9 protein-coding genes are annotated in these 16,066 nt (G+C 40.2%); all 9 read left to right on the forward strand.

The window, feature by feature from the left end:
* Positions 1-561 precede the first annotated feature (561 nt).
* The 9 genes from QNI15_RS20670 to QNI15_RS20710 all read left to right on the forward strand — a co-directional run bounded on the left by QNI15_RS20670 (position 562) and on the right by QNI15_RS20710 (position 15,899).
* On the forward strand, positions 562-1,275 hold the full coding sequence (locus QNI15_RS20670) for a response regulator transcription factor (protein WP_314033294.1): 714 nt from the start codon (positions 562-564) through the stop codon (positions 1,273-1,275).
* 1,033 nt (positions 1,276-2,308) lie between these two features.
* Positions 2,309-2,869 (forward strand): RNA polymerase sigma-70 factor, encoded by a 561-nt coding sequence (locus QNI15_RS20675; protein ID WP_314033295.1) that lies wholly within the window; start codon positions 2,309-2,311, stop codon positions 2,867-2,869.
* Between the two features lie 268 nt (positions 2,870-3,137).
* Positions 3,138-4,178 carry a FecR family protein gene (locus QNI15_RS20680; RefSeq protein WP_314033296.1) on the forward strand — a complete coding sequence of 347 codons (1,041 nt, stop codon included), beginning with the start codon at positions 3,138-3,140 and terminating at the stop codon, positions 4,176-4,178.
* Between the two features lie 329 nt (positions 4,179-4,507).
* On the forward strand, positions 4,508-7,915 hold the full coding sequence (locus QNI15_RS20685; protein WP_314033297.1) for a SusC/RagA family TonB-linked outer membrane protein: 3,408 nt from the start codon (positions 4,508-4,510) through the stop codon (positions 7,913-7,915).
* Positions 7,916-8,008: 93 nt separating this feature from the next.
* Positions 8,009-9,427, forward strand: coding sequence for a RagB/SusD family nutrient uptake outer membrane protein (locus tag QNI15_RS20690; RefSeq protein ID WP_314033298.1), 1,419 nt, complete (start codon positions 8,009-8,011; stop codon positions 9,425-9,427).
* A gap of 140 nt (positions 9,428-9,567) precedes the next feature.
* Positions 9,568-11,406 carry a glycerophosphodiester phosphodiesterase family protein gene (locus tag QNI15_RS20695; protein ID WP_314033299.1) on the forward strand — a complete coding sequence of 613 codons (1,839 nt, stop codon included), beginning with the start codon at positions 9,568-9,570 and terminating at the stop codon, positions 11,404-11,406.
* An 88-nt stretch (positions 11,407-11,494) separates the two neighbouring features.
* Positions 11,495-12,733 (forward strand): hypothetical protein, encoded by a 1,239-nt coding sequence (locus QNI15_RS20700; RefSeq protein ID WP_314033300.1) that lies wholly within the window; start codon positions 11,495-11,497, stop codon positions 12,731-12,733.
* A gap of 98 nt (positions 12,734-12,831) precedes the next feature.
* A complete protein-coding gene (locus tag QNI15_RS20705; RefSeq protein ID WP_314033301.1) occupies positions 12,832-14,679 on the forward strand; it encodes a glycerophosphodiester phosphodiesterase family protein in 1,848 nt (615 codons plus the stop codon).
* A gap of 23 nt (positions 14,680-14,702) precedes the next feature.
* Positions 14,703-15,899: a T9SS type A sorting domain-containing protein gene (locus QNI15_RS20710; RefSeq protein ID WP_314033302.1), complete on the forward strand. Its 1,197-nt coding sequence runs from the start codon at positions 14,703-14,705 to the stop codon at positions 15,897-15,899.
* Positions 15,900-16,066 lie beyond the last annotated feature (167 nt).

A 16,066-nucleotide genomic window follows, 5' to 3' on the forward strand; every position in this document is an offset into this window, starting at 1 on the left:
GATCTGTATGAAAAGTATGAATAATAAGATTTGTAATCTAAATTCATAGTTTTCATATTTTATGTAGTGTTCATAATTTATGTTTAAGAAATACTATGCATATAATATGAAGAATATGGTTATTATGCTAAAAGAATATTCTATGATATATTAATATGTATCATAGAATAGGCTTAATTTTAAATTATGAAAAATTTATATTGGAGGAAAAGTAAAGTGGATTTTATGAAGGTATAATAAAATATGAAATCTATGCTTCTTATGTATTTTATGATAAATTCATATGGAAGTGAGCAGGAAAGGATAAATTAATAAAGTGAAATAGAACCTAGATACTATGATACAATATAAATATATAAGTATCTATGACTGGTAGAGGAATGAGCATTGAATTATACTGTGGTGAAATTTTGATTACAGTTTTAATAAAGTTGTAACTATGTGATCACTCTCAGGTCTAAAATTCACAGAAGTACATGTTTATAGAAACAAAATTGACCTGGAGTTTCTAACTTTGCCTGATCGCTTCAACCTTTTTACTTGCCATCCTGTTTTCCTTGTATGAGTCAGTCTAAGATCACACCAAAAAGCTACAAAGTGCTTGCAGTGGATGATAATGAAGATATTACCGAACTGCTTGAATATACGTTAAGTAAGGAGGGCTATCAGGTCAAAACCACCTGGGATGGATCAACAGCGATACAACTAGCTCAGTCTTTTCTTCCGGATCTGATTCTGCTTGATATTTCTATGCCTATTATGGATGGGATAGAGGCCGGACGTCTCTTAAGGCAAATACCAGCCTTAGACTATACCTTCCTTATCTATCTGACAGCTCGTGTAGAGGAATATGCTGAAGTGGCAGCTTTTGATATAGGAGCAGATGATTACCTGATTAAACCTATCAAACCCAGAGCACTTGTTAGTCGTTTGAAAGCCTTGCTCCGAGATAAAAATGAGTTGGCTTATTCATCGACTGAGTTTCGTATAGGGGATTTAAAAATTGATAGTCTCAGCTATACGATCAATTATCAGAATAAAGTACTACAATTACCTAAAAAAGAGTTTGAGTTATTGTATTTTTTAGTTCAGCATCAGGATACTGTCTATACACGTGAACAATTACTAAGCCATGTTTGGGGAGCAGGTATGCACATTACACCTCGTACGATAGATGTGCATATTCGGAAAATTCGGGAGCGAACAGGATTTGATTATATTAAAACAGTGAAGGGTATAGGGTATAAGTTTACTACTGAACCTGAAAATACTTGATATTCAGGCTGGATGTGTCTGTATAGTTTACTCATACACTTCAGCTATCACGGAAAGTTAGCCTTTTGTATAGAAGTTGATCGTAGACAGATTATATTCCTACTAGCAAACACCTATACAGCAACTATCAAAGCGGGTCAAGCATAATTGAAAAAGTGTTTTTCTTTACAAAAGAATAACACCTCCAGCTTCATGCTACTTTAAAAAGCATATATTTTTGCTTTGTGTTAAGTGACAAATAGTAAAGGATATTCGTCAAATCAGGCTTATGGCATTGCTGTTTGCCTGATTTTATTAAGAAATATTCCTTCTATAGATGCAAATTTATCCAGGTACTTCTATCCATCCAGGCGATTATAGCATGAGCCTTTAAGGCTTTGTTATATCTTTGTTAAATTCGATATATCGCATTGATTGTCACACTGTTTTTTTTATTTTAGATATCGAAAAAATGATCTTTAACTTTGAATGCTATTCAGGCAAGCAGTAGTACTACTTCTGGTTTGCCTCTTACCTATGACTTTTCCCCAAGGCGATGATATTTCTACCTGTCTATTTTTCATTCTGAGTCTGATAGCAGGCATTCTGTAATACGGTATGTCTGCTTTTCTCTCTGAGCAAACCACCTTATATATAGTAATAAACTGGCTCAGGTGACTGCATTATGATGTAAATACCTTTTTGTTATGTAAGGCTCCTCGACAGGTATGAAGTGATGCTTCATACCTGCTTTTTATTTTACTGTTAGCCTATCTATTGTACTATTCCTCTTTTCAGGTATTTTGTTCAGATGGTTTTACATTTGTATTAAGATTTGTCTGAAAGGTTTCTTAGGACTGACTGCTTAGAAAGTGGATATTATGGAAATTTAAAAAATACTTAATCAACAGCTTTTGCACGCCGTATCTTCCTTTGCTTACTTAGTAGGTGAAATTCGTGCTCTGAATCCTTCTGAGTCACTTTATTTTGTATTCGTTCCAATAAAGACAGGAATCTTCCAATTTGTCTACGACAACTCAGCAAAGGTAATTATATGAAGAATGGAATAGCAGACCATGCATTGGTACTAGAGATTAATAAGGGAAATCGATTGGCTTTTAATCAGTTGTATGAACGTTACTGGCGGCGCCTGCTAAACTATTCCTTCAACATTCTAAATGATTCGGCCTTGGCTGAAGATACAGTTCAGGAGGTATTTATCCGGATATGGGAAAATAAAGAACAGATAGAGAATGTAAAGGCCTATCTGTTTAAAGCTTGCCGGAACCGGTCTATTTCTCAACTTCGGAAAGATCATTTTTCAGAATTGCAAGAAGCTGTGATTGCTGTAATCTCAGCTGAACCCGAAGCCCTAATGCAGTTTAATGTTGAAGATTTGAAGGAGAAAATAGAGGCAGCAGCAGCTGAATTACCACCCAAATGCCGGGAAATTTTTTATATGAGTCGATTTGAGCACTATAGTATTCAGGAAATTGCCGAACAGCTGAATATTTCGCCACGTACTGTAGAAAACAATCTGACTAATGCCCTCAAACATATCCGCCAGGCACTCCCTGATACAATCTATCTGGTTGTATTGATGTGGTTGCTATAAACGAATCTACACGTGTTCCTCCACAAAAGATGTCTTGATCTATCTGTTTGGTAGCCAAGCCATATGATGGTAAGATTAACAATATTACCATTACGTTAATATTCTTTTTGGACCGTGTGTGCTCACCTGATTATGCGTCATATAAGTGTACAAGGAAATTTATCTTAAGATAGGATCTCAATGCGTGGCTTTACAGTTGAGATAGTTTACATCTAAGATAATAGAGCTTTGATAGTAGAGCTTTCGGTTTTCATACTAAAACAGAGCGATGACAAAAGACGCATTTTTCAAAATTTTAGAGAAATACAATGAGGGCAAAGCTTCTGAAAAAGAGCAGCAGATCATTCATGAATTTAGTGAAAGAGTGCAGATCAGAGACATTGCTCACGAATGGAGTTTGTCTCAATTGGAAGAATCTAAACTGCGGATGTTTGAGAAGATTATGCAGGTGATCAATCAAAATGATTCACCATTGCCGATTACGCCGATGTTGCAGATTCAACCAAAACAGGTTCGCTTCCCATTCGTGTATACTGTCAAGGTATGGCAGTATGCAGCGGCTGCCGTTCTCATTCTTACACTTAGTTGGCTTCTGATGATTAGTATGCAAAATCAGACGCCACATCTTCTGACCCAATCAACTCGAAATGGAGAACGGATTACAGTCAAATTAGGTGATGGCACTATAGTCAAACTGAATGCTTCAAGTTCAATTACCTATCCGGAAAAATTCGAACATACAAACATACGAGAGGTTGAACTTACAGGAGAGGCATTTTTTGAGGTAGTGCCTAATCCTAATAAACCTTTCCAGGTACGTTCAAAAGATATACAAACTACAGTGCTAGGAACATCCTTTGACGTGCAGGCTTATCCTGGCGAATTGGTTAGGGTGACTGTAGCTACAGGAAAAGTCGAAGTAGCAGCTCAAGTAGCAGATAATTCCGGAGGGAATAAAAAAGTGCTGCTTCATCCGAATCAACAGGCTATTTATCAGCCTTCAGGAAAAGATATACATACCCAACCAGTGGATGCGGCTGTTTTTATTGCCTGGAAAGACAATGTGTTACACTTTGATGGGCTTCCTTTAAAGGATGTAATACGTCAAATGGAGCGTTGGTATGGGGCAAAGATAACACTAACTGATCAAGCATTGGGTGAATGTGTGGTGGTAGGTACCTACCGACAGAAAAGCCTGCATGATGTGCTAAAAGCTCTCAGCTTTGCTCTCAAGTTAGAATACGAAATAATTCAAAATCAAGTAATTATCCGTGGTGGGGACTGTACATCTCAAATAGATCACAAGTAATTAATTCAATTCTCTTTTTGAAATCAACGAAAAGCAGTAGCCGTGGGGCGGCTACTGCTTAGAGAAAAACTGTGCCTATAGGAATTCACAAACCTGGACACAGCGAAAGTTCCATAAAACCTATGTTCTACGAAATCCATTGTAAACTTATGAAAAAAGTACCTCTTACACCAGTAAGATTATCTCTTTTACCCTTACCCAGAGCACTATGCATCCTTTTTTTGCTTGGTAGTTTAGTAATTTTCAAAAATACCCATGCACAAAGTGTAATCCCTGGGTATCATGTAATTGCGAGGAATAGTGATACACAACACACACTAAGACAAGATATGGACCATGTTTTAGTGACAGTCAGTTTCCGTAATGCATCAGTAAAAGAAGTGTTTAAAGCCATCGGATCACAAACTGATTTTACCTTTACCTATCAAAAGGATCTGGTGGAAAACTATACCCGAAAGCTGACATTTGATGCGGATAAAAAAAGTGTTCGCTGGGTGTTACAACAAATCACAGCTCAAACCGGTTTGGTTTTCAGGCAGTTTGACCAGATCATCGCAGTAAGTGATAATGGACGTGCGAATGAAAATACAACGAAAAAAACAACACTAAATACACCTTATCCTATTACGGGCACAGTAAAGGATGCTCAAAGCGGAATGCCGCTTCAGGGAGCTGTTATACTTATCAAACAGACTCGGATTGGAAGTGTTACCGATGTAAACGGTAACTTTAGTTTGGAGCTGCCAGACCAGGAAATAATATCAGAGCAGAGAAGATTATTGGTTGTATCTTATATAGGATATCTCACCAGAGAAATTATTATTGATAACCAAACTCATTTTGAAATTTCCCTCTCAGCCGATAATCACTCGTTAAATGAAGTGCTTGTCATAGGTTATGGAAGGCAATCAAAAGCACTTCTTACCTCATCTATAGCCAAGCTAGACAGTAAGGAAATAAAAGATCAGCCAGTGAGTAGTTTCGATCAGGCCATGGCAGGCCGTCTGCCTGGTGTCAACATTTCGCAGAACAATGGCGCACCTGCAGGGGGTATCAACATCACTATTCGGGGCGTTTCTTCTATTAGCGGGGGGACCAATCCGTTAATCGTTGTGGATGGAGTGCCGTTAAGTTCCAGTTCATCCGATCTTTTCTCACAGGGGCAATCGACCAATAATGATTTTTCGGCGGGTTACACAGTCAATCCTTTAAGTGCTATGAATCCCAGTGACATTGAATCTGTCGAAGTTTTAAAAGATGCAGCAGCTACAGCTATTTATGGATCAAGAGGTTCTAACGGTGTTATTTTAATCACCACAAAAAGCGGCCAGCTGGACCAAAAATCACGCATTAGTTTTAATGCTTACGGTGGCCTGCAGCAGGTCACTAAGAAAGTAGATGTGATGGATGCTTATCAGTTTGCCCGATATTCAAAACTGGCAAGAGATCTTTCCTGGATAAGCAAAAATCCTGCAAAAAACTCTGCGGATGATCCACTTGATAAACGTGCTACTTCGGGTGATAAATATGCACTTTACTTAATTCCTTATCTGAATGGCGAAGCCGGGCTGACCAATACTGACTGGCAGGATGAAATTTTTCGTTCAGCACCAATACAGAATTACGAACTATCAGCTAGTGGAGGTACAAAATCTCTAAGCTACTATGTATCCGGAAATTATTTTAATCAACAGGGTATCATCATCAATTCTGGTGTGAAACGTTATGGAGCCAGAATAAATCTGAAGGCAAATTTAACTCCAAAACTTAGAATAGGCGTTAATTTTAATCCTTCTTTCTCTGATCACAAGGTGGTACAAACAGAACAGAACTGGTGGCGTGAAGGAGTGGTAATCACTGCTCTGATGTATCATCCTAATCTGCCTGTACGCAATGCGGATGGAAGTTTTGCATTGGGAGAAATGATTCGTACCAGCCGCTCGGGAGAATCTTCTGTGGCAACTATTGAAAATCCGGTGGCACTCGCAGAACTAATAGATAATTCATTAAATCATACTAAGCTGCTCGGTAATACGTATCTGGAGTTTGACATACTCAAGAATCTGACTTTCAGAACATCGTTTGGTACAGATTTGAACTATATGGACAGATTTTTTTACCGGCCTAAAACATTGAACTGGAGAACTGAGTATGCTCCTACAACTACCTTTAATTATGCCTGGACTAACAATTCCTCCGTTTACAACTGGCTGAGTGAAAATACACTAAACTATACAAAGTCGATAGGTTCCCATAATTTGACTGCTTTTATCGGATATACCGCTCAAAAGGAAACCAACAAGCGACTGTACCTGGAAGGAAGAAACTTTCCTAACGACAAGGTAACTACATTAAATGCTGCTACTTCAACCAATGGGTTTTCCGAGGAAAGGCAATGGGCTTTACTTTCTTATCTGGGAAGAGTGCAATATGATTTTAATGGCAAATATCTGCTGAGTGCTTCGATAAGGAGAGATGGCTCTTCCCGATTTGGAGAAAATACCAAATGGGGATGGTTCCCTTCTGTGTCTGCCGGATGGAGAATTAGTGACGAAAACTTTTTTTCTTCTGAAAGCTTGGTTTCGAATCTGAAACTACGAACCAGTTACGGACTAACAGGAAATACAGAAATTCCCTTTTACGGAGGTACAGCTTTACTGAATATAGAAAATTATGTTTTGGGTAATGTTGTTCGCAATGGACTGGCCCCAATTACATCTCCCAATGCGAACTTGTCGTGGGAGGCTACCAAAACAGTAAACATTGGGGCAGATCTGGGCTTGTTTAAGAACCGGATTTCGCTGTCAGTGGATTATTACCACTCAAATACCAATCATCTTCTTTTGGATGTGACCGTTCCCGGGTCATCCGGGTTTCAATCCTCGTTGCAAAATATCGGTAAACTGGAAAACAAGGGCTTGGAAGTGTTGCTGACTACTTCTTTACACTTGGGAAAACTTACCTGGAATGGATCGGCAAACTTTGCAACAAACCGCAATAAAGTTTTAGCTCTTGCACCGGGACAGAATCAATTTCTGGTCAACGGAGGCTTGAATGATCCTGCATTTATCGTTCGCGTTGGAGAGTCAATAGGTTCTTATTATGGCTATAAAGTACTGGGAGTATTTAAGACAGAAGAACAATTCAAAAACACACCTCATCTGATGGGTCAAAATCAGGGAGTAGGAGATTTTATTTATGCAGATGTAGATGGTGACGGGGATGTGGATGCCAATGACAGAACGGTGCTTGGCAATAACAATCCCAAATTTACCTGGGGTTTTACCAATTCATTTACTTATAAAGGAGTGGATGTAAGCTTTACTATACAGGGAAAGCATGGGGTTAAAATCTTTAATGCCATGCACAGGTATCTTGCCGAAACATGGGGCAATAACCTATCGGTGTATTTGTCAGACCAAGCACCACGTCCGGTTTGGGGAGTAGGGTCAGCCAGCCATACAAGGCCTTCTTCCTGGCATGTGGAAGATGGTTCATTTGTCAGAGTCCGCAATTTGACGCTCGGATATACGATTCCCACCCGAATCCTAACGAAAGACGAATCCACAAGTGTAAGAGTTTACATTTCCTCACTTAATCCTTTCACTTTTACCAAGTATTCAGGGTATAATCCGGAGGTATCCAACAATTTCGGCGATGCAGTCAGAGCTGGCGAAGAGTTTGGGAACTATCCTGTAGCAAAATCATTCGTGATCGGACTGAATGTGAATTTTTGATTCCATGCGCTCAGCCATACCTGTCTATTTTCAATAGCTAATACACCAACAAACAACCCTTATTTGTAAGATCTATCTACTATTGACACACATATGAAATACCTATATTTCTTTCTGTTTATCCTGCTGATTCAGTCTTGCAGTGAGGATTTCATTGAACTGACTCCTATTTCCGACCTAAACACAGGCAACTTTTACAAGACCGAGGCAGATATAGAACAGGCTGTCATAGCAGCCTATGATGTACTACAGGATGGAAGCCAGTATGGCGGTAACGGTTTTGACCATTTTATGGAAGTACGCTCGGATAATACCTTCAATGATAATACGACCCAGAATGGAGGAGCCAGAGCCAATTTTGATAATTTTAATCTTTCCTCTAATAACCTTATGCTTAACGAGACCTGGAACTCTTGTTATCAGGGAATTCAGCGATGCAATATTGTACTCAACCGGATCGAGAAGGTAAAGATGACTGCTAGTATTGCCAATATTCGACGGGGAGAGGTCAAGTTTTTAAGGGCTTTAACTTATTTCAATCTGGTACGTATTTGGGGAGATGTACCGTTGGTACTGAATGAGATCGAAGATCCGTTCGAAGCTTTTGGCCATACCCGCAACAGTTCAGATCAGATTTATAACCAAATCGTTGAAGACTTACAGGATGCTTCTACACTGCTTCCTGCAAAATATGAGGCGACTGAAGTGGGTAGAGCGACCAATGGGGCTGCATTGACCCTGCTTGGAAAAGTATACCTGACCCGGCGGCAATTTACTCAGGCAGCCAGTACATTAAAGCAACTAATCAATGATGGCAACTATCAGTTGCTTAGCAGCTTTGCAGCTGTATTTAGTGTAACAAATAAAAACAATGCAGAGTCTATTTTTGAAGTTCAGTACAAAAGTGGCACTAGTGGTGAAGGAAACAACACTATCGACCCTACACAAGGTCAGGATGTAAATAATAAACCCTCCCCTAATATCATACAACTATTTCAGCAGAATCCCGATGACCGGTTTGCTGCATCTGTCCAGCTGACAACAGGTTATCCCTATTCTAAAAAACGGATAGATGTGCGTGGCACAGATGGTAGTTTTGGGTTCAATACCATGGTACTGCGTTATGCAGATGTATTGCTCATGTATGCAGAAGCCCTCAATGAAATAGGCTATCAGGCAGATGGGGAATCGTTTGTTTTTCTCAATAAGATAAGAGAAAGAGCCAATGCGAATAGCTACACAGCCAAGGAATTACCCGATCAGAACAGTTTCAGAGAAGCTATCGCTTTGGAACGTAGGTTGGAACTGGCTTTTGAAAATCACCGATGGTTTGACCTTGTCAGAACAGGAAAGGCTATCGAAGTGATGAACCATGCCAATGAAGGTGGTTTATCACCCAACGCTGCTTCTGCGTTACCCTTTACCATGCAGGCTTATCAGGTTTTATATCCTCTTCCTCAGGCACAAATTGATGCTAGTGGTGGCCGATTAGTACAGAATCCAGGTTATTGATCTTTCGCATACCGACACCTGATAAAGCAATAGCAGCTCATTTAGTTAATTCAATTATGATGGTTATACAAAAAAACAGGAGCCTGTTAAGGCTTTACAGAGGCATTTTCTGTTTGACTGGTTGGCTGATAGTCCTTTCCGTGAATTCGAAAGTTTTTGGACAGTCTACGTTAGAGAGAATTCTCTCTGTTAAAGAAGATACACTTGTGCTGGCCTTCGGCTCATGCAACAAACATGATTTACCCCAACCCCTTTGGAAAGATATTAGTAATGACAAGCCTCACAGCTGGATATGGCTCGGAGACAATATTTATGGTGATTCAGAAGATATGCAGGTTCTTAAAACCAAATATGAATCTCAACTTCAACAGAAAGAGTATAAAAAGCTAGCATCTGTAACCCGAATCATTGGTACTTGGGATGACCATGATTTTGGAGTAAATGATGGCAACCGTACGTATGCTAAAAAAGAAGAAAGCCAGCAACTGTTTTTAGATTTTTTGGGAGAATCCAAGAGCAGTCCGCTTCGTTTGCAGAAAGGAGTTTATAGCTCTCATCGGTATAAAGTTGGAAGAACAACCGTTAAAGTTATTCTCCTGGATGTTCGTTATCATCAGGATCCGGTGAACCGGATAGACGGAGTTTGCCAGCCTAATTTCAAGGGTGACATATTGGGAGAAGCCCAGTGGAAATGGCTGGAACAGGAATTAGCTGGGAGTGATGCCTCCATACACATTATTGGAAGTGGGTTGCAGATTATTCCCGCTGACCATAAGGATGAAAAATGGGAGAACTTTCCAAAATCCCGAAAGCGTTTTTTTGAATTGCTGGCAAAATATAAAATACCCGGTGTGATTGTACTAAGTGGTGATCGTCACATGGCTGAAGTGAGTACTTTGACTGTCGAAGGCCTGGACTATCCTATGTATGAAATTACATCGAGCGGACTAACCCATGCCTGGGAGACACTCAAGCCAGATGTGAACAGGTACCGGATAAGCCCCATAATTCCGTTTCTAAATTATGGACTGCTCAAAATATCTTCTACCAATGACTCAATACAGGTCAGGATGGAAATTAAAGGACAACAAGGTTTTACCTATTGGCTAGATGAACATACCTATAAGAATCAGATTACACCTTCATATAATCTGGGAACAAACAGGTTGGGTGCAAATAAGGTAGGCGCAAACAAGGTGCAGGTGGTTGCTCATCGGGGCGATTGGTTTTGGGCACCTGAAAATTCTTTGGCTGGCTTTCAAAACTGTATTGAAATGGGGGTGGACATAATAGAACTAGATGTGCGTTTGTCCAAAGATAGTATACCTGTTGTTATACATGACTTAACACTTGATCGTACTACCAACGGTGCAGGTAATGTAGCAGATTATACACTCAAAGCACTGAAAACGCTTTATCTGAAAGATGCAACAGGTGTATTAACCAAAGAACGTGTACCTACATTGGAAGAGGTGCTCCTGCTAGCCAAAAACAGGATCATCCTCTACCTGGATAAATCTGCCGATAAAGTAGAGAGAATACTACCATTGCTTCAAAAGACGGGGACTTTAAAACAAACCATGTTTGTTTCAGACCTTCCCTATGAGAAGGCCAGAAAGCAGTTTGGAAACTCTCTTGATTCGATACTGTTTGTGCCGGTCATTGCTGACCAGATGTCAAATCTATCCTCATACGTGGATGAGTATCTGGCAAAGATGCAACCCGTAGCTTTTCAATTTCGCATGAAAAGCCCTGGCGGAGCAGCTTACTCACAACTGAGGAAAATTACACAGTCTTCCAGCAAAGCGTTTGTTGCGGCTACCTGGGCAGATCACTCCCTTAGACATGATGACCAGATTTCGCGGACTCATCCCGATCAGGGTTGGAGATGGCTCATCGAACAGGGTTTTACCATACTGGAAACCAATCGGCCTCAACAATTGCTTGAGTATTTGCGGACTCAGAAATTACACAAGTGAGCTGTGGCTGTTTTATGCTTACTCTATTCTACACTTCTTATATTCTATACTACCAAATCCATCTATATCACTAATTACAAATCATCTTATGAAAAACTGTTTTCTAACATTTGATGGGCTAAAAAGCTTACTGATCTTTATCTCGCTCTTCGGGCAAATAATCCTGAAAAGCCAGTCAGTATTTGCACAAAATACTTATTATGGTACCGAAGCCGGAACACTAGGCGATTATAATGCCAATTTTGGCTACCGTGCCGGAAAAGCACTTATTGCTAATGGTAAATACAATGCAAACTTCGGTGCTCAGGCTGGTATAAGCCTTACCACTGGCCAGTATAATACCAATATCGGATTTCAGGCGGCGGCATTTCTAACTTTGGGTAGTTACAACAGCAATATAGGCTATCAAGCCGGTTATCAAATGACAACCGCCCGATATAATATCAACCTAGGTAGTAGAGCTGGTAATTCGATTACCACCGGACTTTACAATATCAATATCGGCTATAGCTCGGGCAACTTACTAACTACAGGTGAGAGCAATGTAATGATTGGATCTTCTTCGGGCGGTGTCACAGATGGAATAGGGAATGTGTTTTTGGGAGCTAATACAGGTAGCAATAGCACAAATCTGAAAAGTCGCAATGTGCTGATCGGCTATTCGTCTGGAGATGGATATAGCTTTCCTGCCAATAAGTCAATTCTGATGATTAATAACCAATCCCGCGCAACCAACCCATTACTGTATGGATATTTCCACGATCTGAGTCTATATGATACCACTCAGCGAGCTCAATTGGCAATTAATACCAACTACATTGAGAAAGATTTTACCCTGACTGTCAATGGCCCAACCTACATTGGTAATTTTGAACCTAATGGCATTAATCACGAATTTGTAAAAGATTCCTTACTTGCCAATTACTACTTGTGGGTAGAAAAGGGTGTTGTTTCTGAAGACTTTGCCATCGGGGCAGTAAAGGATTGGGGAGACTATGTTTTCTCAAGTGATTACACGTTGCATCCACTCAGCGAAGTTGAAAAATACATTGGCAAGCACCAGCACCTGCCTGGCATTCCTTCTGCTGCCCAGCTGCAAAAAGATGGGATGAGCCTGGCTATGATGAGCAAGAACTTTATGGTCAAAATCGAAGAGTTAACCCTGTATGCAATTGAACAGGAGAAGCAGATCAAAGAGTTGAAAAGCCAACTGGATCAGTATAAAGACCTGGCAGGGCAATATGAGCAACTCTTTAAACAAGTAGAAGATCTCAAAAAAGTGTTGTCTTCAGGCATCCCTTCTAAAACCTCCTCTACTATGGATTAACTATATAGTCCTTAATATCCCATTAATCCTCACAAAAATCTTTGAAGATGAAATATTATACAATTAACATTAGCTGCACTCTGTGTTGGATAGCGCTAATGCTATCATTTTTCTCGGCTTTGGCTCAGCAGAGCCCTGAGCGTATTTTTACATCGCCAAATCCTAAAACTAATCCTGGTACAACCATCAACCAGATGATTGAACTCGACTATGGCAGTCTTTTTTACTTGGGTGGAAATAAGTCTAAAAATAATCTAGAGGGTATCAAGGCTACGATCAGTTCTGGAGGCAATGTTACTCTTAAGGTATTTGCTTACGATGCTCAGAAATCGGATGGAAAAGGAGAATTGGTTTATGGATGTTATTCTGATTTGCAAACATCTGGTTGGGTAGCCAAAGCCTGGTCGGTTTCCTTGAAAAAGTTTAATGATAACGGATTCAATTCCGTGCCCAGTATCTGGACGAAAGAATTAGCCAAGGATGCAAAAGTACAAGTAGATGATGAATGCAGCGAGTATAAGAAGGAATCTTGGTTTATGACTATTTTCAAATCAATTCATTCTACTTTTGGATCAGTTCCACCTCAATGTATCAGATGGCAGTCTGCTAGACATCCGGTCATTGTTGAAGTCAGTGTTAAGAATGCTATTCTGGAAGGAATTTTGGTCCCAGGTATCTCTGCCTCTTCTTTAGAAAACCTTAGATGGGGATTACCTGCGGGGCATGCATGCATTGGTAAAACTAGCGCTGAATGCCAAGCCTTAAATGAAATACGTACAGGCGATCAAAATCAGGTCATTGTTACGTCACATCGTGGATATTGGGGTTATGGAAATGTGGCCGAAGGGAGTATGGCAGCGTTGCGCAATGGATACGATAGTAAATATATCTCTATAGAACTGGATGTTCAGCAATCAAAAGATGGAGAACTGGTGTTGTTGCACGACCAGAAGGTAAATCGTATGATTAGCTTTCAGGAGACTAAAGGGCAGGAGTATCCAACTTGGGATACAGGCAGCCAAACGGATACTCAGGTTCAAGCTGCCTGGATTCAAAATCTGAATTATAACACCGCAACTCCTAATATACCAAAAGCTGATGGAGGAACCTGGGTATCCTATCCGGCCCTCAAAGACGGACGGATGAGAGATCGGAGGGGGCAACCGACCAGTGAGCCAGTGTCTCGACTGGATGATGCGATTGCCTATATTCAGAGCGGTGACAAGCCTGTTCTGCTCTCGCTGGATATTAAGGAAAAAGAAGAAGACCGCTATCTGGATACGTTTTACAAGTGCCTGCAAAAAGCAAAGGCAGCGGGCGGGCTGCATAAAATTATCTTCAAACCCGGATCAACCATCGAGGTATCGGCACAAACTTTAAAAACTTATCTCTCTGATCCAAGCCGTAATGTCTGGAACGATTTTGCCTATAAAACTAATGTAGTGGTTATTGTTGTGAAAAATGCCAGTAAGTCACAACCCGATAAGTATGTGCCTCCCACCAAAGCATTTATTGATGGCTGGATCAATGTGCCTTCTGTGATTACTTTTGAGTACATCTACAAATACAATGATGCAACCAAAGATGTGCTATTGAAAGCCTTACCCGAGTTTGGCGGTAAGTCCGTGATTGCCTATACCAAAGAACGTGGCATTCGCACGGGAGCCTTCTGGGAAATTGCTACTGACTGCCGTGGAGTTCCCAGCGGTACGGTTGATGCCTGGTACAGCAAAACCTCGCCCGATCAGGATCTGACTTCGAGCGGATTGGTAGACCTAGGGGTGGATGCCCGTAATAATCCTGAATTTACGATTGCACCACCATCATATAATCCTTCTTTACCTTATGCCAACTATCCTGGAGTAATTGTGACAGATCGTCCGGATCTTGTACAAAGTATTTTGGAATTACACAACAGATATAACCCTAAAACCAAACGCCCCTAAACACAATTTTTAACCTGTGTATCATGAAACAAAAGAAATACTACCGGATAACCTATCTGGGACTTATCCAATGCATTCTTTGGTTTTTGCTTCTGAGTAGTTTCCGTATTTGCTTTGCTCAGAGTTCACTAACCGTAGAACCTTCATCTACAACCAATTTTTATCTTATTGAGAGAGATTATAGAAATGTATATGGATACTATCTTCCGGAAACAATCCGAAATCAGATTGGTAGTGGCTTTAGCGTTGATGTGACTTTTAGTACAGTGGGAAGCAATCCTGCTGAAAAACTTTTACTATTTGGTATAGGAATGCAGCCAAGTACCTATAGTTTCAATAATGCTTTGATGGTTTATATATACAATGGGCAATTAATCGTGGAAAGAAGAGTAGACACACCGACCGGACATCAAACATTTGCCATTCCGTCCTGGAATACTCAGATGTATGACTATGATGTGCCCAATGTTCGTTTGTATTTCTGGGTGAATGAATATGCGATGAAAATGTATATGTTTCATGGAGAAACTGATTTAACCCAGAATGATACGAATCGCCGCTGTGAACTACAATTCTATGGTATGAATTCTTCCCTGATCAAAAGTTACTTAACAAATCCCCGTAATGGCATTCTCTCACTTGTTGCACCCAGCCGTCCGGGAAGCGATGGGTCTACTTTTTATATAAGCAGATTAACTATTTCAACAGCTAAAGCTAGTGTCACTGGTTCACCGATTGATGCTAATGCCGTTCAAGGTAAAGAACCCTCTGCTGTAACAGCACGTATAGCTACTGGTCTGGATTGTAACTGCCAGCCCTCCGATTTGCCGTCCAATTTAGCTATTAATAAACCCTTGGATATCAATGAAGCTCAGTTTAAAAATCTGCCAACATCTTATCCTACACAACCTAGTAGCGGAGCTAAAACAATAATTTCAGATCCTGAAAAACCCCGTATGGTTGTAATGCCTGTTCCAACTGATGACCAATTAACAATACATCTAAAAGGAATAGGACCTTGCGTTGGAAAACTGGAAATCCTGGATATATACGGTAGGGTGGTGTATCAGCAGAAAATCAAACAAGAGTCAGATGAGAAACAATTTTCAATTTCGCTAAAAAATAGTGGGTTGAGCTATGGAATTTACATCGTACGGGCTACCATAGAAGGGAATACGAATGTTGTGAATCCACTTGTGGCAAAGATAATTTTAAATTAGGTGACTTATTCAGTATGTTTTACCATGGATCGTTGCGTCCTTCAGTAAATTCAGGAGCTGATTGGTATTGGAGATGTGTTGGGTTATGCACCGAACATCAAAATTGTCGGGCATAGCCAATTGGATAACAAAGCTGGGACAAGCTTCTTTGTTCCAGCTTAGCTCAA

The sequence above is a fragment of the Xanthocytophaga flava genome (genome assembly GCF_030068545.1).
Taxonomy (GTDB): Bacteria; Bacteroidota; Bacteroidia; order Cytophagales; family 172606-1; genus Xanthocytophaga; species Xanthocytophaga flava.

Excerpts from the sequence above, each read along its gene's own strand:
- QNI15_RS20670 (WP_314033294.1), top strand. The coding sequence starts at position 562 with ATGAGTCAGTCTAAGATCACACCAAAAAGCTACAAAGTGCTTGCAGTG.
- QNI15_RS20675 (WP_314033295.1), top strand. The coding sequence starts at position 2,309 with ATGAAGAATGGAATAGCAGACCATGCATTGGTACTAGAGATTAATAAG.
- QNI15_RS20680 (WP_314033296.1), top strand. The coding sequence starts at position 3,138 with ATGACAAAAGACGCATTTTTCAAAATTTTAGAGAAATACAATGAGGGC.
- QNI15_RS20685 (WP_314033297.1), top strand. The coding sequence starts at position 4,508 with ATGGACCATGTTTTAGTGACAGTCAGTTTCCGTAATGCATCAGTAAAA.
- QNI15_RS20690 (WP_314033298.1), top strand. The coding sequence starts at position 8,009 with ATGAAATACCTATATTTCTTTCTGTTTATCCTGCTGATTCAGTCTTGC.
- QNI15_RS20700 (WP_314033300.1), top strand. The coding sequence starts at position 11,495 with ATGAAAAACTGTTTTCTAACATTTGATGGGCTAAAAAGCTTACTGATC.
- QNI15_RS20705 (WP_314033301.1), top strand. The coding sequence starts at position 12,832 with ATGCTATCATTTTTCTCGGCTTTGGCTCAGCAGAGCCCTGAGCGTATT.
- QNI15_RS20710 (WP_314033302.1), top strand. The coding sequence starts at position 14,703 with ATGAAACAAAAGAAATACTACCGGATAACCTATCTGGGACTTATCCAA.